Here is a 22,751-nt window from a genome sequence, read left to right as displayed (position 1 = left end):
AAACGGGGGGTGCGCCCTCAAAGCGTCTGGTGCGTCGGCAGACTGGGCGGGATCAGCCGGTCGCGGTGGATGGCGTGGCAGAGGGCGGGGATGCGGTCGAGGAGGTCGGTGGCCGACTCGATGAACTGCCGGGGTGAGGGGCCGATGAGGACGATCCGGGCGGACGCGGCGTGGGCTCGGCGGCGCTGGTTCTCCACGGCGCGGGCGAGGGCTGCGGCCAGTTCGGCGCCTGCGCCCTGGGCGGCTTTGGCGATCTGCGCGACGTGGTCGAGGAGCAGGAGGACCTCGCGCATGGCGAGTGGCCTGTGCTGGGCCAGGTCGAGGAACAGCCCCAGGGCGGTCTGGACGATGGCCTGGGCTTCGGTGATCCGGGCGGCCAGCGCACCGGCGTGGTCACTGCCGCCGGCGCGCAGGGACTGGTGCAGGGCAAGCGCGTCGGCGGTCAGGCGAGAGAGTCTCGGCCGGTGAGAGGAAGTCAGTCAGGCTCTCCGTGAGACTGCTCGGGCGCAGGGCCTGGGCGAAGGCGGCGGCCAAGACGGGAGCGTGACCGGGGTCGGTGGCCAGCGCGCGGACGATGGGGGTGCCGATGACGACGGCGTCCACCAGCGGGGCGACACGTGCGGCCAGGGCAGGGGCGGAGATCCCCACCCCGGAGACCACGGGCAGCGGGCTCGCGGCGCGCAGGCGCTGGATGAAGCCGGCAAGGGCCAGGACATCGAGCGGGCCCTGGTAACCGGTGGGCGCCGTGCTGGCGGGCGCGTAGAGCCACCCCGACGCCCCGCCAACCACGTTGGCGAGGCCGGTGTTGGTGGTGTGACGCGGGACCAGGCGTGCACGAAGTCCTTCGCCTCACGTGAGCGGACCGGCACCAGGTGCAGCCGGACGTCGCTCACACGGCCTTCCCGATGTCGGACTGGGGCGAGTGCTTCGCCACGGCGCGGGCGGTGATCGCCTTGGACGCGCGGGCGGACGCCGCGGACAGCTCCTTAGCTCCGGGTTCCAGGTACCACGGGCGCAGGTCGAGCATGGCGGCCCGCATACCGGTGGCGAAGCAGAGCGCGGTGCCCTTGGGCAGGGCACGGATGGCGTCGGCGGGCAGGATCCGTTCCTGCCGCATGCTGACAGAGGTCGACTTACCGGACTCCGAGTGCGAGGTGGAGGTCGTCTCGACGTCGTGGTCGCCGATCAAACGGCTGAGCTTGTCCGCGAAGTCCGGGTCGTCGATCCCGGAACCGATGACCTTGACGGTCGAGGCGGACCACATGGCGTCCATGCCGGCGTCCGACCACACCTTCTGGCCCTGGCGGTAGGACTGCAGGATGGTGATCGGGATGATACCGCGCGACCCGAGGTGCGAGTACAGGTCCGGCAGATCCGAGATCTTGCAGACGTTGGCGGCCTCGTCGAGGATCGCGAGCATGGGCGGATCGAGGCGTCCGCCGACGCGTTCGGCCTGCGCGGTCGCGGCACGCATCACCGAGTCCGCGCACGCGGCGATCAGAGCCGAAGCGCCCCCGCCGCCGTCCTTGCTGAGCAGGAACAGCGTGTCGGTGGAGGTCACGAACGCGGACGGCCTGAACTCGGCGGTGTCCTTCTGCGGGGTGACCCAGGCGGCGATCTCGCTGTTCAGCAGCGCGGCGGCGTACTGGCGGGCGGTCTCATAGATGCCGTCCCGGGTTTCCGGCGGTCCCTCCACCGTTCCCTTGAGCTGGGCGGCGACGGCCGCGAATTGGTGGTCGCGGAGGATGTCGAGCGGGGTGCGGTCGGCGGGGAAGGCCAGCCACTGCATGACGTCGGTGATCGGCCGCTCATCGAGGGCCGCGGCGAGGAAGAGCTGGGCGAGGATGTTGGATCCGGCCTTGGACCAGAAGTTGCCCTGCTGAGAGGCGTCCACGCTCGCGGCGAGGAAGTGGCCGGCCAGCCGCCCGGCGCCGTCCAGGGTTTTGGCGTCCGCCAAGGGGTTCCACCACATCTCGCGTGCGGCGTGCGCGATCTGCTGCGGGTCCATCGACCACACCTGTCCGACGCGGGCGCGGGCGTCGTAGGTCGCGGTGAAGGCGTCGCCGGCGGCTTTGTTCGAGGTCAGCAGGACCGGGCCGGGCGCGGCGAGGACGGAGGGGATGGCGAGCGAGGTGGTCTTGCCCGAGCGGGGCGCCATGATGGCGACGGCCACGTCCTCGTAGCCCATGCGCACCTCGTGCTTGGTGCCCTGGAGGTTGCCGAGCAGGATGCCGGTGTCGCGGGCCTCGATGTGCTTGGCGTCCTTCAGGCTCGGGCGCAGGGAGCGGGCTTTGTCGGTGATCGCCTTGGCCATCAGCGGTTGGATGTCCCGGGCCTTGGCCATGTCGGTGATCTTCTTCCGGCCGCCGCTGCGGTTCCTGTGTCGGACCCACAGGGCGCCCGCCGCGGTCCCGAGGGCAACGAGGAGGAGAACGGGAATGATGCGCGCGCCGATCAGCAGGGATGCCTCTCCTGCGTCGGGCCAGACCTGCTTGGGGTGGAGCAGTGCGGTGGTCGGCTGGTACGGGGCCCAGCTGGATCCGGTGAGGCAGGCGGTGATGTTGCCGGACAGCCAGGCGAGGTGGGACAGGGGGACAGCGACGGCGAGTACGCCGATCAGGAGGCGCAGGACGAGGTCGTACCCGTCGGCGTTGCTGTTGGAGGAGGGAGGGGGCAAAAGGGCTACGTGCTTCCGGGCGGGGACGGAGGAGTCAGCGGCTGCGGCCGTTTTGGGGCGGCGGCTGCCGCGAGGGAACCGGGCTCAACGGCGGGCCGGCGAGCCGGGCAGCGAGCGAGCGGACGCGTTCTTCCAGCGCCCCAGCGGCGAGTGTGGCGGCCACGTCCGTGCTCACTTCAGTGCTGCACTTCGCCGGACGGGCGCGGGGGCCGGTGCGGGGGCCAGAGGCGAACGGGTCGTGCGAGCAGCGGAGTTGATCTCCAGGAGCGCCTTGCCGTGGGTGGCCCAGTCGTCGAGGTAGCTCCACGATTCGGCGTGATGCTCGGCGAGGGCGTCGTCGAAGGCGGCGGTACCGGGCTTGGCGGCGGTGGGAAGGGAGTCCCGGGTCACCAGCCACTGCTCGTGCAGTTCGTCGAGCCGGTCGAGGGCGGCGTACAGGATGCCCAGCTGGTAGACCCAGCGGCTCTGCATGGTGTCTTGCGGCAGGCGCCCCAGTTGGATCTCCGCTGTGGCCAGCAGGTGACGGGCGCCGTACCGGAGCGACTCGAACGCCTCGGCGGTGTCGGCGTCGCGCTGGCTCGCGCGCAGGCCGTAGGCATGGTTGTCGTAGGGCCATCCGTCGCGGTCGGTGTGCTCGTCGGAGTAGGCGTCCCAGGCGTCGAGGATCTTCCTGCTGCCGCTCATGTAGCGGTTGAGGTGACGGAGGGAGTCGCGGTGTGCGCGGTGATCGGCGGAAATAGGGAGGGGTCCTGTCAGTTCAGCGGCGGGTGGCTGGCCGGGGGGTGCGGGCCTTCGTCGGGGTTGGTGCGGGCTTTGTCTGCTGTCGGCGGGCGGAGCGTGCCTGGGCGCGAAGCGACTCGATACGTGCGGCGTGCGCGTCGACCACCTGCTGCGGGCGCAGCGGGCTCGGCTTCTGTACGGCGCTTTAGTGGCCGGTGCGGTCGTACATGCCGCGTTGGAGCGGGCTACGGTCGGCCAGTGCGGTGAGGAACGATCCGACGAGGTGGGCCGGGGTGTGTTCGTCGAAGTAGGCGTGCCAGATGCACGGGCCGGGGTACCCACCGTGACCGGGCTCACGGGTCTCGACGTGCCAGGACGGCCGGGCGCTGAATTCACTCAACGGGCGCAGTTCGATAAGGCACATGGAGTCCGGTGAGTACGCCGTGCCGTCTGCGTTGCGGGGCCAGCCCGCCGAAGTCACTGGCTGCCACGGGTCCTGCTGTCGTGGCGGCGGGGCGATGAGGGCATCGGTGAAGCCGACGAGGACCTCGGCGGGCACGAGTTCGCCGAACTCGGCGTACCAGCCAGGCTCGGCATCGGTGGGCTCGGCCCGCAACCGCCACCACGCGAAGGTGGCGGACTGCGGGTCGAACTGCAATCGGTGGCGAAGGTCGGGACTGTGCAGGACGATCTCGGCACCCAACGGGTCGGAGACGGCACTCCATCCGGCGGCGGCCAGGCCGTGGGTGACGTGGCGGGCATCGCCAGGGCCGGCGAGGTGGCGGGGGCTGGTGTCGAAAGGGATCTGCCAGGCGTGCTTGTCGGCGAACGCGGCGAGCTGCCGTTTACTCAGGGACACCAGCCATGCCCCTGCTCGCTCGCGGCAGTGCGCAACTCAGTGATCAGGAGATCGACCTGCGCGGGGCACGACGTGTCTGGGTGTTCCTGTACGGCGCGGGCAAGGGAGCACAAAGTGTCGGCGAGGCGGACAGGCAAGCCCGTGTATTCGTCGAGGAGGGGCTCGATGAGAGCGCGGACTTCCACGGGATCGGGGTTCTCGCACAGGTGGTCGGTGAGATCAGACAGGGTTTCGGGAAGTGTGAGCATGGTGTCCAGAGCAAGTGCGGGCATTGGGCTCCATGGAACGAGGCGTCGGGTCAGCGGTGGGCCCGTGCGCCGCCGACGGAGATGTCGGGACGAGCGGTGGCGCGTGACCGGGTGCTTCGAGCGCTGTTGTGGGCCCAGGCGGCGGCGCGGGCAGACGTGACTCTGGCCTGCTGCCACGCACTGAGTTGGGAGGGCTTGACGGAGACCGACCGGGTACGGATCTGCGCACTCAGCGGAATGCGTCCGCGCGGACGCATCACGGGATCGGGGCTGGCGAGTTCGGCCGAGAAGGCTTGCACCAGGTGCATCGGGGTGCTCGGCGTGAAGTTGGCCGTCCAGCCGTGGCCCTGTCTGTCCTTCGCCCCGGTCCACCACATCGCCGTCCCGTCGGGACTCTGCTGGTACTGCATCCACGTCGTGCCGTCGGGACTGGTCGCCGTGTAGTCCTGGCCCTCGAACCGGGTGTGCCAGTTCTGTTCCTCCAACGGTGCCCAGACGTTGGGGGCATGGGCGGAGCGGGGACGAGTGAGGGCGTCGGTCAAACCGGCGACGATCTCCACCGGGGTCTGCCGGCCCAAGTGCGCCGACCACTCGCTGTTCCGACTGCCTGCTCTGCCGTGGATGGTCCATCCGCCGGGAAGGACGTAGGGGTCATAGGCGATACGGACGGTGCGGTCCGGGCTTTCCACGAGCAGAGGACCGCCCTTCTTGGACTTGTCCCGCCATCCTGAGGCGCGCAGGAACTCCGAGATGTGCCGAACGTCGCCGCCACCGGCGAGGGCGCGAGGCTGGACGAGGTAGTGCTGCTCGGCCTGCTCGCCTGGTCCCCAGTTCTGCCACTGCCTTTTCTTCACCGGCGCCGCCAGACCACGAGCGGTGCAGGTGCCGGGGGCTTCGCCGCGGTGGTGGGCAGGGAGCCGACGTGCTGCAAGGTGGCCTTGTGTTCGTCCAGGTCGAGGCTGATGTCGCGCAGTTCGTTCGTTGCGCGGCCCAGGGCGAGCCAGACCTCCGCGGGGAGGGCGCCTCGTTCGGCCTGATCCTTGGCGAACATGCTGCCGGTGGCGACGAGGTGGGTGATGCTGCCGAGGATTCCGGCGTCCGGATCGAGAACGCGGGCGATGACCCGCGCGGCCTGGGGCGTGGGGAGCTGAGAGAGGTGGTCGGCGAGCTGGTCGAGCTGGCGGGTGATCTCGTCGGCCAGTTTCACCGGGTAGAGGGCGGGGTGGGACATGCTTCTCCGGGGCAGGGGGCGGTCAGTGGCGGTTGCTGACGCGCTGCGGCTTGACGAGGACGGCCTCCGGGTGGGTGCTGGCCTGTGGGGAGGCATCGTCCGGGTCGGTCGGGATGCAGGCGTGCAGGTAGCGGCGGAACAGTGCGGTGGCGAGTCGGGGCTTGAGCCGGTGGGTGATCGGTGGGGGCGTGCGGGCTGCTACGGGTTTCTCCGGGGATTGAGCGGTGCGATGGGCGGCCTCGACGTGATGCCGGTTCGCTGGAGGATGTCCGCTGCCTTCTTGGTGTCGCTGATAGCCACGATCAGATCAGTGCAGGGATCTTTGGCGATGGGGACGTACTTCCGCACCCAAAAGGGAGGCTTCTCGAACGTCATCGAGTCCGGGTGACCGACGTACGAGTGCCGACCGGGACCGGTGGCACGGAAGCGGGGGCGGAGGTGGGTGCGGTCCGGCCTGCGGGGTGCTGCAGCGCGATGCCGACGCCTAGCATGTGCAGCCGGGGGCCGATCTCGCGTAGGGCGCGCGCCTGCGCCTGGGTATCGTCGCCGTTGAGGCGGTAGACACCGTTCTGCGGGTCGTGGACGAAGCCGTGGGCGACGAGGATCGCACCGGCACGGTCGTCGGCGGGGTCGGTGGCGATGCTGCCGTCCTGCTGCCAGGTCAAGACCACCCGGTCCGACTGGGAGGGCTGGATGCTGGCCAAGGCGTTGTAGCGGACTTGGGCGAGGGCGCTGTCGTAGCGGGCGAGCAGGTCGCCGGCTATCTGCTGGGCACTCAGAAACGGGTCGTCTGCCAGGGCGATGCCGTTGGGCTCGGGAACGGCGCGGTACGCCTCGTCGGGTAGGGCGCGGGGGGCTACGGCGGCGATGAGGAAGCCGTCGCGTTCGTCGTGCCGGTCCAGGACGACGAGCTGGGCGCCGTCCGGGCGGCTCAGGACGACGGTCTGCCGGAGCGGGTGCTCGGCGAGGGAGGCGGCGACCAGGTCCAGGTCCCAGATCCGGTCGGCGAGTTCGGTGAGGTCATCCTTGGCATCCGGATGCAGGTGGGAGCTGGTCCAAGTGCCGGGGAGTTCGCCGGCGAGGACGTCGGCGTACGAGGCGAGGCGCTCGGAGATGTCGTGGTCGTGCATGGAGTCCTTGGGTGAAGTGGGAATCAACGGCGTAGTCGGGCGGTCCTTGGGGCAGGGAGCGTGCGCGGCGGAGGCGGGCGGCGCATACGGCGGAGCGCTCGTGTTCGGTGGTGGGGATCAGCTCCAAGCGGTACGCCGTGTCGGTGCCAGCGGCTCCCGGTTGACGGGCGATCCGGTGCGCGGTGTGTTCGACGAAGCCGCGCGCCGTAGCCAGCGGACCGAGCTGCTCGTCGGCGAGTTGCGTGAGGACTCTCGCGAACTGGGCCGATGCCGTGGGTAACGACCGTGTACTCCGCCGGGCCCTCGTCTGGTGAGACCGGCCGCCTCAGCGCCTCGGCGAGTGTGTCGTGCGGTGTGGGTCCGCTCGTGCATGCGCGGTATCACCGGCCGACTCTGATGTCGGCGATGTGCACGAGCTGGTTGAGCGCAGTGGTGGTGTACCAGCCGCAGTCGATCAGCTCGTTGCGTCCGGCGAACCGCCGCAGGAGGACGTCCTCCATGGCGCGCAGGTGGATCAGGCAGTCTGGGCAGCGGCGCGAGAGGTGCACGAGGTAGCGGGGGTGGGCGGTGACGTAGGACTGCTCACCGCCGCTCGCATCGCGCACCCGCCATCCGTCCTCGTCGGTCGGGGTGTGCCATGACGAGGCGACTACACGCAGCGCGTCGCCCCACAACTCTTCGCCGACCACCCCTTTCACGACGACGACCGTGTCTCCGGCCTGGAAGTGTGCGTGGGTGATGTCCCGGCCGGGGGTGAGCGGGTCGGGCGTCGGAGCGAATGCCGGGGTAGGAGGGGGCAGGGGCATGCGAGTCCTTCCACGCGAGAGGGGCGGTGGGGGAACAATGGTCCAGAGGATCGCCGGTTTGGCTAACCGGCGATCAGCGGCTATGTTCCGGTCCCGGTCAGCGAAACGGGTTCTCCGTCCCGCGGTCGTTCTCGTCCGCGGCATCGAGGAGTTCGGGCAGGTCGCCGCCCTGTGCATCCCGCTGATCGATCCACCATCCGGCACGGTGGATGGAGCGCGCCTTCTCCTCCAATTCGGTCCAGGCAGCCTCGTCCACACCGCCCTCGACGACGAGAGCAGTGTGCGCGGACGTCATCAGCTGATGACGGGACCGCTCGCCCCAGTCCAGAGCCTTCTGGGAGCCCTCCAACGACGGCATGTCGAACTTCCGCGCCCAGTCGGCGGCGTCCTGCTGCTCCGCGGCGCGCTTGGCGGCGAGCCATTCCTCCTTGGACTCCGTGTCGGCGTCGCGGGTTGCCTTCCAGCAGTCGGAGCAGTCCCGGCCAGCGAGCCAACGGGCGAATCCGGCGCGTTTGTCGGCAGGACGCTTGGACAGGTCATGGGCGACCTGGTGAGAGCAGGCGTGCTCGACGGTCCAGTGCGTAGGGATTGCCACGTAGTTGTTCCTGCTTTCTGTCTTCTGCGTCGTCTCAGCGTGTCCTGCGGATGGCGTCTGTGGCCGCCGCGGCGATGGCGACGGGAGCGCTGGAGGGCCGGGGCAGGTGCAGCAAGGTGGTCCCCGGCAAGTGGTGAGACTTCGCGGTGAGGGTGAGCTGGAGTGCGGCGCAGCCGGCGGTCGTGAGCTGCTTGACGCGGGTGACGGCTTGAGCGGTTTCGTCGCTGCGGTACCGGGCGTCGGTGACGATCACGAGGAGGCGGCCGGCGCCGGGGCGGCTGAGTTCGAGGCCGTGGTCGAGTGCGTCGATGGCGTCGCCGAGGTTGTGGTGGCCGCCGTTGGCATCGAACGTCGTCACGCGCTCTGGTGCTCGGTGGGTGGGGCGGGTCAATGCGGTCAGGTGCATGTCGTAGGCGATGGTGGCGGTAAGGGAGTCGGGGTCGGTCAGGGCTGCTGCGCGTGCCACGATCCAGGCGGCGGATGCGACGGGTGCGCAGGCGGCACGCATGGAGCCGGAGACGTCGACGGCGATACCCACGCGCAGCGGTGGGGTGGGGGAGTTCCGGCGGCGGGTGTGGGTGAACGGTTCGGCGGTGGGGACCGACCCGGCCGCGCGCTGAGCGTCGCGGGCGAGGGCCGCGCGCATGTTGAGGCGGCCGGGTGGGGTGGGGCTGGTGGTCCGCTCCTCGGTCCGCTCGCGGTAGGCGGCGGCACGCAGGGCGCGGCTCAGGCGTGCGGCGGCACTCTGCTCGGCGGCGGTGGGCCTGCGGGTGCCGGTGACCGGGTTGCCGTAGGGCGCCGGTGTGCCGTCGGGGGTGACGGTGGTGCCACGGGCGTTGAAGACCGACTTGGCGGTGGCGGCGGCTTTGCGTCGCTGGCCGGCCCGTTGGGCGCGGTCCTGAGCCTGCGCCTTGGACTGCACGGCCATGGCGTTGGTCGCTGCGGCCTGTGCCGCGAGGTCGGCGGCGTCGGTGGCTGCGGTGTTGTCCATGACGACCCCCACGGCGCCGGACAGCAGATCGGTGAGGTTCTCCGGCACGGGCAGGGCGGGGGCCGCGGTGTCCAGAGCGTCGCACCATTTTCGAGCGTGCGCGAGCATGGTCGTGGCGTCGTGGTCGGCGCACTGGTGGGCTGCGGTCCAGATGCGGGTGAGTGTGGCCAGCAGGTCTGGGCCCAGCACCTTTTCGCACAGATCGGCGACGGCCCGGGTCTCGCCGGCGTCCAGGATGCCAACGTCACGGCGGCCGAGGACCAGGGCCGCCACGGCGGCGGCGTGCTCGATGCCCTGGAGCGTGGGGTGGGCGATGTCGGGCATGACCAGGGTTCGGGTACTGGTGCGCAGGTAGGTGCGGTCCGTGGGCCGCGTGATCAGGTGTGCGCCTTCGACACGGCTCTCCTCCAGCAGGAGCGCGGCCTCGACGACACGGGGGTTCGCTCCGGGAGGCGTCGTCCAGACGGAGTGGGCCGCGTGCGCGGCCTCGTGGACGAACACTCCCCAGGCGGCGGGATACCGCTCCTCGTCGCCCACGATTCGCGGATGGATCTCGTGGGGCTGGAGCGGGGCGAACAGGCCGGCGTCGAACTCGACCTCGCCCAGAGTGGGGAAGAAGGCGGCCGGTGCGCCGCTGCGCGTGCCGGGGCGGCAGGTGACGAGGAGGTCCTGGCGGCCGGAGAGGGTGACCAGCCGATCGCCGAGTTCGGCTCCCACGCGCAGCCACGCGTCCGGGGAGGAACGGGGTTGCGCGGGCGGGGCGCCGTCGTCGTCCCATCGCGCGAGGTCGGCGTCGTCGTCCAGCGTGGTGGCGGGGGACTGGACGTGGTGGTGGGCGCTCATCGCGAGCGGCCCCGGTGCGCGGAGCCGGTGCTGCCCGGGGGCTGCCGGACGGCCGAGGCGGAAAGCTGCTTGCCGAGAGTGAGGGGGGTGACCTGCTTGACGCCGACAGTCTTGATGACGGCAGCGGCGACGGCGTCGCGATCCTCCAGAGGGGCGATGCCGACCAGGTTCGCGAGCGCGGCTTTGGTGCCGAGGACGGCCTCGGTCCTCTGGTAGCTGAGCAGTTCCCGCAGTTGGGGGGCCCAGCCCAGCTCACCGAGTTCGACCTGGTGGGAGAGGTGTCGGGCGACCCGGACCACCCGGGCATCGATCCTCAATGCCAGGGCGAGGTCATAGTCCGTGCCGATCTGGATCTGCACGCTGAACCGGCTCGCGAGCGCCTCCGTCAAAACCGCCCCGTGGACGCCGGGATTGTGGCCCGCCACCACGTAGAAGCCCGGCTCGGCCTTGATGGTCTCGCCCTTGTGGGCCTTGACCTGGATCTGCCTGCGCCCGTCCATCGCGGGATACAGCGCCGCCAGGACCTTCGGTGAGATCAAGGTGGCATCGTCGATCAGCAGGGCGCGGCCCTCGGTCATCGCGGTGACCAGCGGACCGTACTGGAAGACATAGGCTCCCGCGTCGTCCTGTGTGTACTCGCCGATCAAGTCGCCGACCGTGGTGTCGCCGTCACCGGCGACGGTGAGCAGGTCCGGGAACGCCGCCTCGACCAGACTCGTCTTGCCGGTGCCCGGAGGGCCGTAGAGCAGCACCGGCACCTCGGCGTCACGCAAGCGATTCAACGCCTCGACGTCGGGCAGATCGGCCAGCTCCCGGGGGTGGTAGACCTGGCCCCCCGCGCGGCGGATCGGGCCGGTCTGCCTGGGCGTGGCTGCTGCGGGAATGGTCGTGCGGGCCCTGGCCGCCTGGGCGCGCGGAGAGTGGGTGCCCGGCGGGCTGATCACAGCGGTCTGCGCGGCTGCGGCGGTCTTCGCGTTCGCGCGGAACTCCGGTTGCCCGGTTCCGCCTTGGTCGGCCTCGCCGCGCCGCACCAGGGTGAGGGCGGCGTTGCGGACGGCGCCGTGGGAGTGGCCCAGCTGCCTGGCCATATCCCCGATGGTGAGCGTGTCCGCCGGCCGGTCTGCTAGCAGTCGGGCCACCTTGGCCCGTAGTTCGCCGCCCTTGGTACGCGCTGGACTGGTAGGCGTTCCGGGTGTGGTCAAAACGAGACCCCTCCAACAGGTGTAGATACGGGCGGGGTTGGCGATGCGCTGGAGAGGCTCGCCGCTCTCGGAGCGGATCACGGACTGTGCCGACATCGGCGACAGGGCCAACCGGGGGAGTACTGTCGGCGCTCACCGGCCGACCGAGGGCTCGGTCCAAGTGGACGGGATGGCCGGCGACGAGCAGCTCGCTGGCTGCCGAGCAGGCCCGTGCGTCCGCTCCGTACCGGGTTCCGTCGCTCGGCAGGCGCAGCCTGGCGTCTCTTCGAAGCCGTCCTGGAGAAGGATCCGCCGGGCGGCGGCGTTGTAGCCGGTGGTGGTGATCTCGCCGGTGATGGTGTGCCGGATCGTCATGAACGGCTCTGCTGGTGCTTCGGGCAAGGCGGATCTCCTATCGGTGGTGGCGAAAGCGGTGGGGTGTTGGGCGAAGGCGAGGCGGGCCCGGAGCTTCCAGCACATCAACGGTGCGTGGCTGGACCACGAACGATGGGCAATGACTGCCGACATGCTCCAGGGCGGGCCTCACCGCCCCGCAGCTACCTGACTCGCCTTTCCGCACGTTCCGATAGCCGGGTGTACCAACAACTGTCACGGGTGATGGCTCTCCTCAAAACGGTGCAGGATCGGGGATGTCGAAGCCTGCGGGCCTTGATCTTCTGGTGGCCCGAGACACGCGGTTGTGGTGTCGAGGGAGACGGCTCTATGGGGTCGGCATGCGCGCGCAGGGAAACAGGGCAGCGATCGCGGACGCGAAACCCGCGGCTGGCTCAACGCCGTTGCCGTGGTGGGCTGCCGGCAGGAGCGGGCTGCGTGGTCGTCGCGACCCGTGTCCGGCCTACGACCGCAGGAGCCGATCCGTTGGGCGGCGTGGTGCACAGGTCAGGATCGAGGTCGACGTGGTACCGGGCGGCGGTCAGCATGTTCGCAGCCCAGGTGGCGTGCTTGTTCTCCCAAGCGCGACCCAGGTCGAACGGGAGGCGAATCCACCAACCCCGCAATGCGGGGTAGGTGGCGAATCCAGCGCGGGCCAGCACGTCGGCGGCGAAGGCGTCGACCGGACCCCGGACTTCGACTTCACCGCCCGGGCCGCGGATGATGCGAATGGCTTCGGAGCTCACCGGCTTCGACCCATTCGGGCCGACTGCGCGCGGCTGGTGAGGGGCACGTTGGCGGGGCGCGGCGGCTCGGTGCGGTGCGCAGCCGGGATGGCGAGGTTTCGAGGGGAGGGTGTCGCCGCCACCTGCGCGATACGGCGGTGCCGCTCCATCAGGCTCTGACCCAGGGACGGTTGAGGCGGCTCGGGAGTGCGGGCCGGACCGAGAGGAAGGCCCGCTTCCACTGTGAAGCCCACGCGGCGAAGGTCGCGGACGGCCTGGCGGTTACGGCGTGGGCCGTCCAGCTCGGGATTGGCCAGCCGGTACAGGCCAGGGACCGTGACAATGGGTTCGAACTGCTCGCTGACGAGGAACCAGTTGGCCAGGTGCGCGGGGATCTCTGATGAGGAGGTCGCCGCAAAGCCGTGGTTGGGATCGGTAACGAAGCGGAAGTGGTCAGACAGAGACAGATCCTTTCTGCGCGGTCAGCGGTGTGCGGCATCCGTCCGGGATGCGGGCGGAGGCGTCAGGCGGGAGGTGAGCTGCAGCGGGCTGGGAGCGGACAGCGCAACGGGGCCGCCCGGCGCGGCGGCGCGGGCCTGGCGCTCGAACGCTTCGCTGCCGGCGAGCCATGTCTCGATGGCCGGCAAGACGGTGAGACCGAGCCGCCCGCGGACCTTGCTCCATTCGTGGGCCGCCAGAGTCCGGGGGATCGAGTACAGGTCGCGGCGCAGGGCGTTCCATTCGTTCCAGGCGCCCTGGCTGTCGACGAGGACCTTGCCCAGCCGGGACAGCGCAGCGGCGTCATGGGGCCAGGCGGTGGCGGCAGGACGGCAACGGGCGAGCAGCCCCGGGGCGTGCTCGAGGACGACCAGGAAGGAAAGCCAGGCGTGGTCGGCGAAGTCCCGCTCCATTCCGGTGATCAGACGGGACTCCTTGAGCGGTACCCCGTCGCTGTAGCGGCCGGAATCCTTGATCACCTGGAGCGTCTCGTGCTCCTCCCGGATGCGTTCCAGACCGTCCAGGACGATGTGCAGGTCCTGGTTATGCAGAGCGCGGCGGTAGGCAGACAGGAAGGTATGGGAGATCGCGTGTGCGGCGAGGCTGGGATCGGCCGGCAACACGACGCCGGCTGGCGTGGTGGGGTCCTGGCGGGGGTCCTCTTGCTCGCGGTCGGTGAGAGCGCCCAGCAGAAAGTCGTTCCGGTGACCGGGGCGCTCGATCAGCAGCAGCTCGGTGTCGGCGCCGTTCTTGAGTACGCAGGTGAAGGGGATGCGGTGGTCTTCGAGCGCGCGGTGGATCTCTCCGGCCTCCCACAGCATGGGCCAGAGGTCTTCCTGCCACAGCGGGTGGCTCAAGATCTGCAGCTCCGCGCTCCATGACCCGGGGAGCCGCGCAGCGACGTCGGATCCGAAGTCGCCCAGGTAGGGCCGGCTGCTGGTGGTGAGGGTGGCGCAGTGCGCGTGGGCGTGGTGGACCAGGGCGCTGGCGGTCGCCCGGGTGGCCTGCGGGTCGGTCAGCGGGAAGGTGAACGCTCCGTTGGGCAGGCGGCTGAATCCGGCGGCCTTCAGAGCGTGCTCGGCGTTCTGGTACTTCTCGCCGGACGCAATGGCGACGAGGCCGAACGTGCGGCTGGTGGCGAGGGTGATCTCGGCGGAGAGGGGTGGCATCGAGGTCCTGTGGAAGGGAGGATCGAGCAGGCGCGGTCGCCGGGGCGGGCGAGGCAGGAAGAGGCCACGGGATCAGCGGGAAGGTATCCTCGCCTGTTGCATGCCCTTCAGCGGGGCCGCCTGTCGCGCCGGGGAGAGGGCGCGGTGCTCGGCCGCAGTACGGAGCACGGACGCCGCGCGGACCAAGCGCTGGTGTGCACGGACGACGGTCCACCCAGGCCGTCGTGCACGAAGGCAAGTGCCCGTTCACGGGCGGGACCTGCGGGCCGGTGCTGGCAGTCGTCGGCGCGGCCCAGGCAGGACAGCGCTGCGGCGAGATCTCGCAATGCGGCGCCGACCGGGTCGGCGGCCATCACGATCGCGGTGGTGGTCTGCCTGATGTGGGTGGCGGGCGGGAGAGGTTCCCGGCTGCCGGCGCGGATGCGGAAGGCGGACTCGCTGGCCAGGTTGTTCAGCAGGGCTCCGACGGCGCGGATCTCGTTTTCCAGGATCTCCGCGAGGGCTGCGTCGGGCTCGATCTTGTCGGGCAGCGGAAGTCTGTCGGCGGCGTCGTTGAGCTGCTCGGCCAGGGTGCTCAGCAGCAACCGCTGGTTGAGGTCGGGCAGAAAGAACTCCTCCCAGAAGGCTATGGGCTCAGCTCAGCGGCCGAACCAACGTGGGCCGGGAGACTTGCCGGGGTCCCGCACAGCTGTCCGGACGGACACCCACGGGCACCCGAATCCCGGCATGTCACCGCCGAGGCGGACGAGGGCTGTTGGCCGAGTTCAGTGGCGGCGTCGGCGGTGTTGGCCGTTCGGGACGCGAGGCTTCGAGGCTCGGCGGCGGGTCGTAGTGCGCGCGCAGGAGACCCAGGTCTGCCTCGAAGGCCATGCTCAGCCCGCGCCCGATGTGGCTGGCTGCGTCACGCAGCCGCGCTGGCGGTGAACCGGGTTCGGCGTTGCGATGCTCGCGCTGCCGAGTGACGCTTCTGCCGAGACAGTCGAGCACCTCGTTCAGAAACGGTCCGGTTGCGTCGAGCAGGGCGTTGAGGACGTAGCTGAACTCGGCTGGCGTCTGAGCGGCGCGCAGGGCCCCGGTGAAGGGCGTCAGGTCCGGCGCGAGGAACGGCTGCGGCAGTGGGTGTTCGGTACGGAAGCGTTCGGAGTCGCGACGGGCCCAGCGCATCAGATCGTTGTCGGTGGTGGCCCCGAAAGCGGCGGCAGCGATCTGTTCACGGGAGCGACCGATGTTGTCGTACGACTCGAAGTCGAGGTGGGACAGTAGTACTCCTCATCTCAGTGCATGCGGGCGTCGGTGTCGAAGAGCGCCAGCTCGTGGGGGTGCAGCAGGTGCTGCACGATGAAAGATCGTCCGGCGACCTTCCACAGGCCACGCCCTCGGTTGAGGTGGGCGATGGCGTCCATTTCGACGGAGGTCAGGCCAAGTAGCAAGGCTGCCGTGTGGAGTTGGTCCGTCTCCTGGCGGTAGATGATGCGGGTGGAGCAGTCCGCGAGGAGTCCTTCGGCCAAGGCGCGCCCTTGAGACCCTGCGTCGCCGGCGGTGAGCAGGTCGCTGAGCCGGTGGATCACCATGAGGTTGGCGATACCGAGGCCGCGGCTGAGCTTCCACTGGGCCTGCATGCGCTGGAGCAGTCCGACGTGCCTCATCAGGCGCCATGCCTCGTCGTACACAATCCAGCGCTGGCCTCCGGACGGATCGGAGAGGGCGGACTCCATCCAGGCGCTCGCGCAGGTCATCGCCAGGACGAGGGCGGTGTCGTCGCCGGACCCGCCGAGCCGGGACAGGTCGATGGTGAGCATCGGCGCGTTCGGGTCGAAGGCGACGGTGGAGGGGGCGTCGAACATGCCGGCCAAGTCACCGTGGACGAGGCGCCGCATCGCGTGGGCCAGGTCGCGGGCTGCGTCACCGAGCTGGCCCGACAGCATCCCGGTGGCTTCGTCCAGCGCACTGGGGTTGTTGAGGGTGGCTGCGACGTCGCCGAGGAGCGGGGTGCGGCCGGTGGTGGCGGCGCGAGTGACGACGGCGTCCAGGGCGACGTCCAGGGCGGTGTGTTCCATGGGCATCAGGTCCCGGCCCAGGACCGTCCGGGCGAGGGAGCCGAGCAGGAGCAGGCGCCGTTTGCGGATCTCGCCGACCCATTCGGCTGCGGCGACGCTCTCTGGGCGTGGGGCCGCGTCCAGGGGGTTCAGTCTGCCGGGCAGCCCGGGTCCGAGAGCGACGGATCGGCCGCCGAGGGCTTCCGCCACCGGCGTCCACTCACCTTTCGGGTCACACGGCACGTAGACGCGGTATCCGAAGGCCACCGAACGCAGCGCGAACGACTTGGCCAAGGCGCTCTTGCCCTGGCCGATGACCCCGGCGAGCAAGAGGTTCGGATTGGTGAATCCCTCCACGCGGCCGTACAGCGCGAAGGGGTCGAACACGAAGGACGCTTCGGCGTGAACGTCGCGCCCGATGTAGATGCCCTCGGCGCCGAGGCCACCCTCGGCCAGGAACGGATACGCGCCGGCTGCCACAGCCGTCGTCATGCGGTGGGCAGGCAGTTTCAGCCTGCCCACGCGTGCGGAGGCGGGACCAGGACGTCCGCTCGGCGGGTAGAGCGCGGCGGGCATCTGGCGCTCGGCAGACGTGCTCTCGGCTAGGTGGACGTTGGCTTCCGCGCGGGCCTTGGCGGTGGCCTCGGCGAGCTGACGACGCGCGATCTTGCGGCTGGCACGGTCCGTGCCATGAGGAGTGAAGAGTGGGCTGGCAGAGGCGCGGCGGCCACTCCGGGCGGGCCGATGGCTCATCAGGGGCCCTCGATTCTGCGGGTGGTGCTCATCGCACGCAGGCCGTGGTGTGCAGGCGGAGGCCGGTGGGGGTGGTCTTGCGGCGGACGACATGCCCGGCGGCGAGGTGGCGTTGGCAGATCGTCAGCACGGGCGGTCCCTCGGGCAGCCGCTCTGGACGGCAGGCGCTCGTTTCACCATTTGCTGCGGCGTTGGCGGGCAGTAGATGGAAGGCTGAATGGACCTCGCTGGTGGCCCGCCAGAGGAGGGTGTGCGCGCTGGCTAGGTGGCGGCCGGCCGCGGGGTGCGGCGGGCGGGTGGTTTCGGCGAGGCGGTCCAGGAGCTGGAGCAGGGCGGTGAGGTGGGCATGAAGCACGTCAAGGTGCGGACGGTCCGCCCGCCGAGGTGGGGTCGAGTCCGACGAGACAAGGGTCCGGGTGTGGTGACGGACCCCGGCGCTCGCGGCGCGGAGGTAGGGGTGTGCGTCGTCCGGAGGTGTGCGAGAGGTCAAAGGTGGTGGTCCTTCCTGCCGGGAGGCAAGGGCGGCGACGGGTGGTGGGCGCGGATGAGTGAAGAACAACGGGCCAGGGTGCCGGCCGGTGGGGACGGGCCCGGCTCACAGGGAGGTCCGAGCGAGCGGGAGCGCGGTGAGGGTGAAGGCCTCCGGCTGCTGATAGTTGAGCCGTCGCAGATCGACGCCCGAAGCAACGGCGTGGGTCTCGATCTGCGCGCAGGCGGCGTCCAGGAGAGAGTCGGTCTCGGCGGTGACGGTGACCAGGCCAGTCAAGGCCACGTCCGCGTGCCCAGCGATGAGCTGGCGCTCACGCTCCTTGACGTCGGCGTACTCGACGGAGTCTTCCTCGCTGTCGACCTGCCCCCGGCGGGCCCTCTCGCTGGCGTCGGCGATGATCGCCGCCTTCTTCCGCTGGACGTCCCGCAGCGCGGACTCGAGTCCCTGCGGCACGTAGATGAGGGAGAGGCTGCGCCGCACGCCAGCCGTGAACATGATCCCGTGCAGGAACCCGGCCCCCATTTCGGTGCGCGGCCAGTTCTCCACCCAGTACGTCGCGTGCCGTGCGCTGTCCGTGGCGAGGCGGTCGTACTCCTCGAACTGGACGACGGGCCCGGCGGCGGCGGGGTCGGCCTCGGCGCGGCCGGTCTCGGACCACTGCTGGAGTGCGGCGAGCGCCCCCGGGTCGTAGGCGGTGCGGATGACGGCGGCGATCTCGCGTGCTGTCAGCCAGCCCGTGACCATGAGTCCGGCGTTGCGGGCGGCCTGAGCGATGGACGCGGTGGTCTGCTCCATGACGGTGAACGCCCCGGGCAGCCCTCCGCCGGCCTGCGAGATCAGGCGCCGGGCGGCCTTGAGGTCGAGGGAGATGGCGAGGTAGCTCTCGTGCGGGGCTGCGGCAGGTCCTGCCGAGGCGACCAGTTCGGAGTAGATCTGTCCGGCGACCGGGGTCTGGGGCTGCCCGTTCTGGGTCCAGTGGCGGGTGAGGGTGTCGCCGCTGTCGGGGACGGTACGTTCCAGCACCTGCACGGTGGCGATGTGCCCGGTGCGGGCGATGCCCGCCAAGGCCCGTCCCCAGCTGGTGACGTTGTGGTTCTGGGTGGCGGGGTCGAGGAGGGCGAAGGCGCGGGAGGTGACGCGGGCGACGGCGGTCAGGATCTGCTGGTGCGGGTCGTGCACGGCCGCGGCCTGGTTGGCCGAGTCGCCGGGGGTGACCACCTTGAGGCAGGAGGCGGTGCCGGGCAGGTGAAGGACGCCGTCCTGCCGGGGCCGGGTGACGGGCCGGGCGAGCCAGAGGGTCTGGCCGGTACGGCGGCGGTGTACGTAGCGGGCGACGATCGGCGCCCAGTCGATGAGAGAACGGCCGTGTCGCCGAATCACGACGAGCGCACCGGATGCCGCCCACAACGGGGTCAGGGCGACGGCGCCCAGCAGTCCGGTGGAGATCACCGTCATCAGCAGCAGCGTCAACATGCTGGACACAAGGACGAGTTGGGACAGGGAGAGACCGAGGAGGATGCCGCGGCGGGACCGGTGCGGAAACTTCACCGTGACCGGGGCGACGGAGAGATCAGTCAAGGGGCAGGTCCTGGAAGCGCGGGTGGAACCCGGGGACGGGATGTGGCGTGCACGTCCCGCCCCCGGGAGTCGGGCAGGGGCTCAGAGGCCGGTCGGTGACGGCGGCGGTGAGGTCGACCCGCTCGACGTGGCATTCGGTGAACTGGAGGACGGCGGTGCACCCTGCGGCGGCGGGGTTGTGGTCGGCGCCGTGGACTGCCATCCCCCGCCCTGTCCGGACCCGGCATTCGCACCGGATCCGCCTGGCCCCGGACTGCCGCCCACCTGGCCGCTGGTGTCGCCGGACACGCGCGTCGGCGCGGGTTGCACGGTCCTCTCCGGACCGGACTTGACGGCATCGCCACCGGACGAGACGCTCATTCCGCCGCCCTGCGAACCTTCCTTGCCCTTTCCTCCGCCGCCGGTCGGGTTGGCGGCGACGTCGCCGGGAAATCCGCCCCCGCCAGCGGCGTCGGGGCCCTGCGGGGCGGCGCCCGCTCCGGCTGCCGCGCCGCCGGTTCCGGCGGTGGCCGCAGCCGCGGCGGCCTTACGTGCGGCCTTCTCGGCATGAGCCTTGGCGATCTGCGCTCCGGCGCCGCCGGCCCGGTGGATGGACTCGCCGTCAGTGCCGTCGGCTGCCCAGTGCACGAACTTGAAGACGGCGTACGGGCAGAGCAGCACCAGGACCATGATCACGATGCCGGACATGACGTCGGCCAGAGCGGCGATGCCGTCCTTGGCCTCGGTCTTGCCCATGGCGGCGATGCCGAGTACGAAGATCACGGTCATCAAGAGCTTGGAGACGACGAGGGTGGCGGTGGTCTCGATCCAGCCCTTGCGCCACCGTCTGGCGACCTCCCAGCCGCCGCCGGCGGACGCGAAGACGGCCAGCGTGACCATGACGAGGATGCCGACCTTGCGGACCATCATCACGCACCAGTAGAGGAAGGCGCCGACGGCGGCGCCGAGGCCGGCGACGACCGGGACGAGCCAGCCCAGCCCGGAAAGTGCCCCGATCTGGCTGACCTTCACGATGCGGCGTACGGCCGATTCGATGTTCAGGTGCGCCGTCTTGAACAGGCCGTCGGAGACGGTGTCGACCACGTCGACGGCGACCGTGGTGAAGGCGACGGCGCAGAAGGCGAACAGGACGCCGCTCATGGTGCCGGTGAAAGCCTGTGACAGGGCTTGTCCGTCGCGTCTGACGGCGGCCCGGACCAGCTGCGCGCAGAACGTCGCGACCAGCATGGTCAGGCCCAACGGCAACAGCATCTCGTAGTTGTCGACGAACCATGCGGCGTTCAGGTCGACCTTGGTGGTGGTGTCGACTGCCTCGGCGGCCAAGTCGGCTGCGGCGGCTGCCAGTTCACCGGCGGACTTTGCCATCCAGTCACCGATGGCCTTGCCGGGGTCTGAGGCGAAATCGACGGCGTCGCCGACGGCGCACAGCTTGTCGGCCAGGGGGTAATCACAGAAACCCACGAGGAGTTACTCCTCCTTTCGTGTCCCAGGTGCGGGTCACTGCGTGACGCTCGGAGCGATGGCGGCGAGAGCGCAGTCGTGGTCGGGACGGCACTGCACAGCGAGGGTCACCGCGCGTTCCTCGGCTCCGCCGCCGCCCTTCTTCCAGACGATCTCCTGCTGGCCGTTGACGGTGACGACGTAGATGTACGCCTCGGTGATCGCGGACGGGTCGTCGGCCAGGGCCGCCTTGAAAGCGGAGGGATAGTGGCCCTCCGTGACGCTGGCACTGGCGTGCTGGTTCTGGTCGGTCATCCGCGACCACAGCACCGGATGGGGAACCTGGCCGGAGACGGAGGCCCAGTCGGCGTAACTGGTCTCGCTGGTCATCCAGGCTCGCATGTCGGCGAGCTGCTGTTCGCGGCTGGTGTCGCGGGTGTCGTAGGACCACAGCATCTGGGCCGCCGCTTTGGCGTAGGCGACGGGCTCGGCGATCTGCGGCGGCTTGGGAACCGACCCCGATCCGGCGGCGGACTCCGGCGCGGTCTCGGAGGAGGACGGGCTGTGCGCCGGAGCTGACGCGGCGCTGCCCGGAGCCTGCTGGCTATTCCCGCCGTCGGACAGCAAGGCGACGGCGCCGGCGCTGGCGAGCAGGGCGGCGACGACCAGAGCGACGATCGCGATGCGCCGGTTGGCCGACCAGCCCACGCCGTACGAGGACAGCGAGAAGGAGGGGAATCGTGTCCGCATCAGTGGACCTGCGACCCGAGGGCCGAGAAGAAGCTCACGATGCCATTGGCGGCACCGAGACCGAGGGCGGCGCCCGCGGCGACGACGGCGCCCTTCTTGCCGTTGGCCTCGGCCTGGTGGCCACCGGTGTGGTGTCCCCAGGCCCACACGCCGAGCGAGACGGCGAGGGCGCCGACGACGGCGATGATCCCGAACATGTTGATCGAGTTGACGACGTTCTTCAGCACGCTCAGGCCGGGCAAGCCGCCGCCCTTGGGTGAGATTCCTGGGTCGTAGGCGAGCTGGATGACGCGGTCTGTGAGAGGGAGGGACATACGGGTGGCGGGCTCCTTGCATACGCGGGCCAGGCGAGGGCCGGCGGGAAAGAGGGAAGCGGAGGGGAGGTGTGCTCGGGGCGCGGAAGGTGGCCGCAGTGGCGGCCCGCTCGGAGCGGTGTCCGGGTGAGGGCGGCGTCAGAGGACGCGGCGGACGGCGAGAATGTCCCAGTCCTTGACCGGGGTGATCCGGACCGGCTTGGTGGTGCGTGGCGCCTCGATGACGAGGCCCTCGCCCATGTACATGCCGACGTGCTCGGGACGGGCGGCGCTGCCGCGGCTGAAGATCAGGTCACCGGGCTGCAGTTGGCCGGGTGAGACCGCTTTGCCCTCGTTGACCTGCGTGTACGTGGTGCGAGTGAGGGTGACGCCAGCGTGCGCGTACGCCTGCTGCATCAAACTGGAGCAGTCGCAGCGGCCCATCGGGTCGGGGCCGTGAGAGTTGGTGCACGATCCGCCCCACTGATAGAGCGTGCCGAGCTGGTGCATCGCCCATTCGATGGCTTTGCGCGCCTTCGGGGCGGCGTCCTTGGGGATCGTGTATCCCTTCGGGACGCTCCCTTCAGGGATGCGGCCGAAGCCGGAGCCGTCCTGAGCGCACCTGGTGCCGGTTGCGGGCTGCTTGCCCTGGCCCGGATCCTTGCCGTCCGGGTTGTTGCCGCTGCCGGGGAAGGTCCTGGCGATGGCTTCCTGCAGCGCGCTGGCCAGGTTCTCCCACTGCGCGTATGCGTCCGGCAGCCCGGACTTCTGGACGGCCTGCGCGGCCTGGGTGACGGTCATCTGCTGCCAGCCGTTCACCTTGAGCAAGTGCTTGTAGAACTGCTCGGATGCGTAGACCGGATCACGGATCTGCTGGGCGCTGCCCCATCCCTGCGAGGGACGTTGCTGAAACAAGCCGAGGGAGTCGCGGTCGCCGGAGCTGAGGTTGCGCAGCCGGCTCTCCTGCATCGCCGTAGCGAGCGCGATGACCTGGCCCTTCTTGGGGACGTCGAGGCTGATGCCCGTGGCCACGATCGTCTGGGCGTTGGGGACCTGCTCTGCGGGCAGGTCCAGGCCCTCGATGCGGACGCTCTTGCCAGAGGCGCCGTCGAGAATCTTGGTGACCTGCTCGGCGACCTTGTCCGTGTCGATGTCGGTCAGGCAGCTGTTGAAGGAGCTGCTGGCCTTCACGGCTTCGGCGGAGGAGGCCAGCACCATGCCGGTGCCGGCGATCAGGATCGGGGACAGGAATACGACGCCGATGCCGGCGGCGAGCGCCTTCAACCGGAGCCGATCGCTCGCGGGTCGGCGAATTCGGGCAGCGGTGGGTAGCGAGACGTCATGA

Annotated in this window: 25 protein-coding genes and 1 pseudogene; 1 reads left to right on the top strand and 25 read right to left on the bottom strand. The window is 70.2% G+C overall.

All coding sequences use genetic code 11. The annotated features are described in order from the left end of the window. Positions 1 to 17 precede the first annotated feature (17 nt). From ACIQ7M_RS39505 to ACIQ7M_RS39470, 8 genes and pseudogenes are all read right to left on the bottom strand, one after another. Positions 18 to 293, bottom strand: coding sequence for a hypothetical protein (locus tag ACIQ7M_RS39505; RefSeq protein WP_403653578.1), 276 nt, complete (start codon positions 291 to 293; stop codon positions 18 to 20). A gap of 100 nt (positions 294 to 393) precedes the next feature. Continuing rightward, entirely contained in the window at positions 394 to 789 is a 396-nt protein-coding gene (locus tag ACIQ7M_RS39500) for a tryptophan synthase subunit alpha (protein WP_403653575.1), read from the bottom strand. A 100-nt stretch (positions 790 to 889) separates the two neighbouring features. Beyond that, positions 890 to 2,677, bottom strand: coding sequence for a type IV secretory system conjugative DNA transfer family protein (locus ACIQ7M_RS39495; RefSeq protein ID WP_403653572.1), 1,788 nt, complete (start codon positions 2,675 to 2,677; stop codon positions 890 to 892). Between the two features lie 171 nt (positions 2,678 to 2,848). Continuing rightward, entirely contained in the window at positions 2,849 to 3,361 is a 513-nt protein-coding gene (locus ACIQ7M_RS39490) for a hypothetical protein (protein ID WP_403653569.1), read from the bottom strand. 73 nt (positions 3,362 to 3,434) lie between these two features. Then, a pseudogene (locus tag ACIQ7M_RS39485) lies at positions 3,435 to 4,256 on the bottom strand (DUF317 domain-containing protein). Continuing rightward, the gene (locus ACIQ7M_RS39480) at positions 4,247 to 4,528 is read right to left on the bottom strand and encodes a hypothetical protein (protein ID WP_403653566.1); all 282 of its coding nucleotides are present in this window, start codon (positions 4,526 to 4,528) and stop codon (positions 4,247 to 4,249) included. Before ACIQ7M_RS39480 ends, ACIQ7M_RS39485 begins: the two are co-directional and overlap by 10 nt. A gap of 26 nt (positions 4,529 to 4,554) precedes the next feature. Beyond that, positions 4,555 to 5,358, bottom strand: a complete 804-nt coding sequence (locus tag ACIQ7M_RS39475; protein WP_403653563.1) for a DUF317 domain-containing protein — start codon at positions 5,356 to 5,358, stop codon at positions 4,555 to 4,557. Beyond that, positions 5,355 to 5,735, bottom strand: a complete 381-nt coding sequence (locus ACIQ7M_RS39470) for a hypothetical protein (RefSeq protein ID WP_403653560.1) — start codon at positions 5,733 to 5,735, stop codon at positions 5,355 to 5,357. Before ACIQ7M_RS39470 ends, ACIQ7M_RS39475 begins: the two co-directional genes overlap by 4 nt. A gap of 25 nt (positions 5,736 to 5,760) precedes the next feature. On the opposite strand from ACIQ7M_RS39470, the gene ACIQ7M_RS39465 reads away from it, so the two are divergent. After that, positions 5,761 to 6,123 (top strand): hypothetical protein, encoded by a 363-nt coding sequence (locus ACIQ7M_RS39465; RefSeq protein WP_403653557.1) that lies wholly within the window; start codon positions 5,761 to 5,763, stop codon positions 6,121 to 6,123. On the opposite strand, the gene ACIQ7M_RS39460 is transcribed toward ACIQ7M_RS39465, so the two are convergent. From ACIQ7M_RS39460 to ACIQ7M_RS39380, 17 genes are all read right to left on the bottom strand, one after another. Continuing rightward, on the bottom strand, positions 6,107 to 6,865 hold the full coding sequence (locus tag ACIQ7M_RS39460) for a hypothetical protein (protein ID WP_403653554.1): 759 nt from the start codon (positions 6,863 to 6,865) through the stop codon (positions 6,107 to 6,109). The two genes, ACIQ7M_RS39465 and ACIQ7M_RS39460, sit on opposite strands and share 17 nt — an antisense overlap. Before the next feature lie 380 nt (positions 6,866 to 7,245). Beyond that, positions 7,246 to 7,671: a hypothetical protein gene (locus ACIQ7M_RS39455; protein WP_403653551.1), complete on the bottom strand. Its 426-nt coding sequence runs from the start codon at positions 7,669 to 7,671 to the stop codon at positions 7,246 to 7,248. A gap of 97 nt (positions 7,672 to 7,768) precedes the next feature. Further along, the gene (locus ACIQ7M_RS39450; protein WP_403653548.1) at positions 7,769 to 8,266 is read right to left on the bottom strand and encodes a hypothetical protein; all 498 of its coding nucleotides are present in this window, start codon (positions 8,264 to 8,266) and stop codon (positions 7,769 to 7,771) included. A 34-nt stretch (positions 8,267 to 8,300) separates the two neighbouring features. Next, positions 8,301 to 10,100 (bottom strand): hypothetical protein, encoded by a 1,800-nt coding sequence (locus ACIQ7M_RS39445; RefSeq protein WP_403653545.1) that lies wholly within the window; start codon positions 10,098 to 10,100, stop codon positions 8,301 to 8,303. Further along, positions 10,097 to 11,239 (bottom strand): AAA family ATPase, encoded by a 1,143-nt coding sequence (locus ACIQ7M_RS39440; protein WP_403653611.1) that lies wholly within the window; start codon positions 11,237 to 11,239, stop codon positions 10,097 to 10,099. Before ACIQ7M_RS39440 ends, ACIQ7M_RS39445 begins: the two co-directional genes overlap by 4 nt. 195 nt (positions 11,240 to 11,434) lie before the next feature. Further along, positions 11,435 to 11,656, bottom strand: coding sequence for a hypothetical protein (locus ACIQ7M_RS39435; protein ID WP_403653608.1), 222 nt, complete (start codon positions 11,654 to 11,656; stop codon positions 11,435 to 11,437). 413 nt (positions 11,657 to 12,069) lie between these two features. Next, the gene (locus ACIQ7M_RS39430) at positions 12,070 to 12,420 is read right to left on the bottom strand and encodes a hypothetical protein (RefSeq protein ID WP_403653542.1); all 351 of its coding nucleotides are present in this window, start codon (positions 12,418 to 12,420) and stop codon (positions 12,070 to 12,072) included. A gap of 461 nt (positions 12,421 to 12,881) precedes the next feature. Beyond that, the gene (locus ACIQ7M_RS39425; protein WP_403653539.1) at positions 12,882 to 14,066 is read right to left on the bottom strand and encodes a hypothetical protein; all 1,185 of its coding nucleotides are present in this window, start codon (positions 14,064 to 14,066) and stop codon (positions 12,882 to 12,884) included. Positions 14,067 to 14,173: 107 nt separating this feature from the next. Beyond that, positions 14,174 to 14,650: a hypothetical protein gene (locus tag ACIQ7M_RS39420; RefSeq protein ID WP_403653536.1), complete on the bottom strand. Its 477-nt coding sequence runs from the start codon at positions 14,648 to 14,650 to the stop codon at positions 14,174 to 14,176. A gap of 145 nt (positions 14,651 to 14,795) precedes the next feature. Next, positions 14,796 to 15,230, bottom strand: coding sequence for a hypothetical protein (locus tag ACIQ7M_RS39415; protein ID WP_403653533.1), 435 nt, complete (start codon positions 15,228 to 15,230; stop codon positions 14,796 to 14,798). 110 nt (positions 15,231 to 15,340) lie between these two features. Beyond that, entirely contained in the window at positions 15,341 to 16,855 is a 1,515-nt protein-coding gene (locus tag ACIQ7M_RS39410; protein WP_403653530.1) for a VirB4 family type IV secretion system protein, read from the bottom strand. 28 nt (positions 16,856 to 16,883) lie between these two features. Then, entirely contained in the window at positions 16,884 to 17,345 is a 462-nt protein-coding gene (locus ACIQ7M_RS39405; RefSeq protein ID WP_403653526.1) for a DUF6238 family protein, read from the bottom strand. A gap of 105 nt (positions 17,346 to 17,450) precedes the next feature. Further along, positions 17,451 to 18,923: an SCO6880 family protein gene (locus ACIQ7M_RS39400; protein ID WP_403653523.1), complete on the bottom strand. Its 1,473-nt coding sequence runs from the start codon at positions 18,921 to 18,923 to the stop codon at positions 17,451 to 17,453. Between the two features lie 81 nt (positions 18,924 to 19,004). Beyond that, a complete protein-coding gene (locus ACIQ7M_RS39395; protein WP_403653521.1) occupies positions 19,005 to 20,384 on the bottom strand; it encodes an ATP-binding protein in 1,380 nt (459 codons plus the stop codon). 36 nt (positions 20,385 to 20,420) lie between these two features. Further along, positions 20,421 to 21,113: a hypothetical protein gene (locus ACIQ7M_RS39390; RefSeq protein ID WP_403653518.1), complete on the bottom strand. Its 693-nt coding sequence runs from the start codon at positions 21,111 to 21,113 to the stop codon at positions 20,421 to 20,423. Beyond that, the gene (locus tag ACIQ7M_RS39385) at positions 21,113 to 21,427 is read right to left on the bottom strand and encodes a DUF6112 family protein (protein WP_403653515.1); all 315 of its coding nucleotides are present in this window, start codon (positions 21,425 to 21,427) and stop codon (positions 21,113 to 21,115) included. Before ACIQ7M_RS39385 ends, ACIQ7M_RS39390 begins: the two co-directional genes overlap by 1 nt. A gap of 138 nt (positions 21,428 to 21,565) precedes the next feature. Beyond that, a complete protein-coding gene (locus ACIQ7M_RS39380; RefSeq protein ID WP_403653512.1) occupies positions 21,566 to 22,690 on the bottom strand; it encodes a C40 family peptidase in 1,125 nt (374 codons plus the stop codon). Positions 22,691 to 22,751: the final 61 nt, after the last annotated feature.

The sequence above is a fragment of the Streptomyces sp. NPDC096324 genome (assembly GCF_044763015.1).
Lineage (GTDB): Bacteria > Actinomycetota > Actinomycetes > Streptomycetales > Streptomycetaceae > Streptomyces.
Note: the sequence above shows the minus strand (reverse complement) of the source record. Positions and strands in the feature narration are given on the sequence as shown.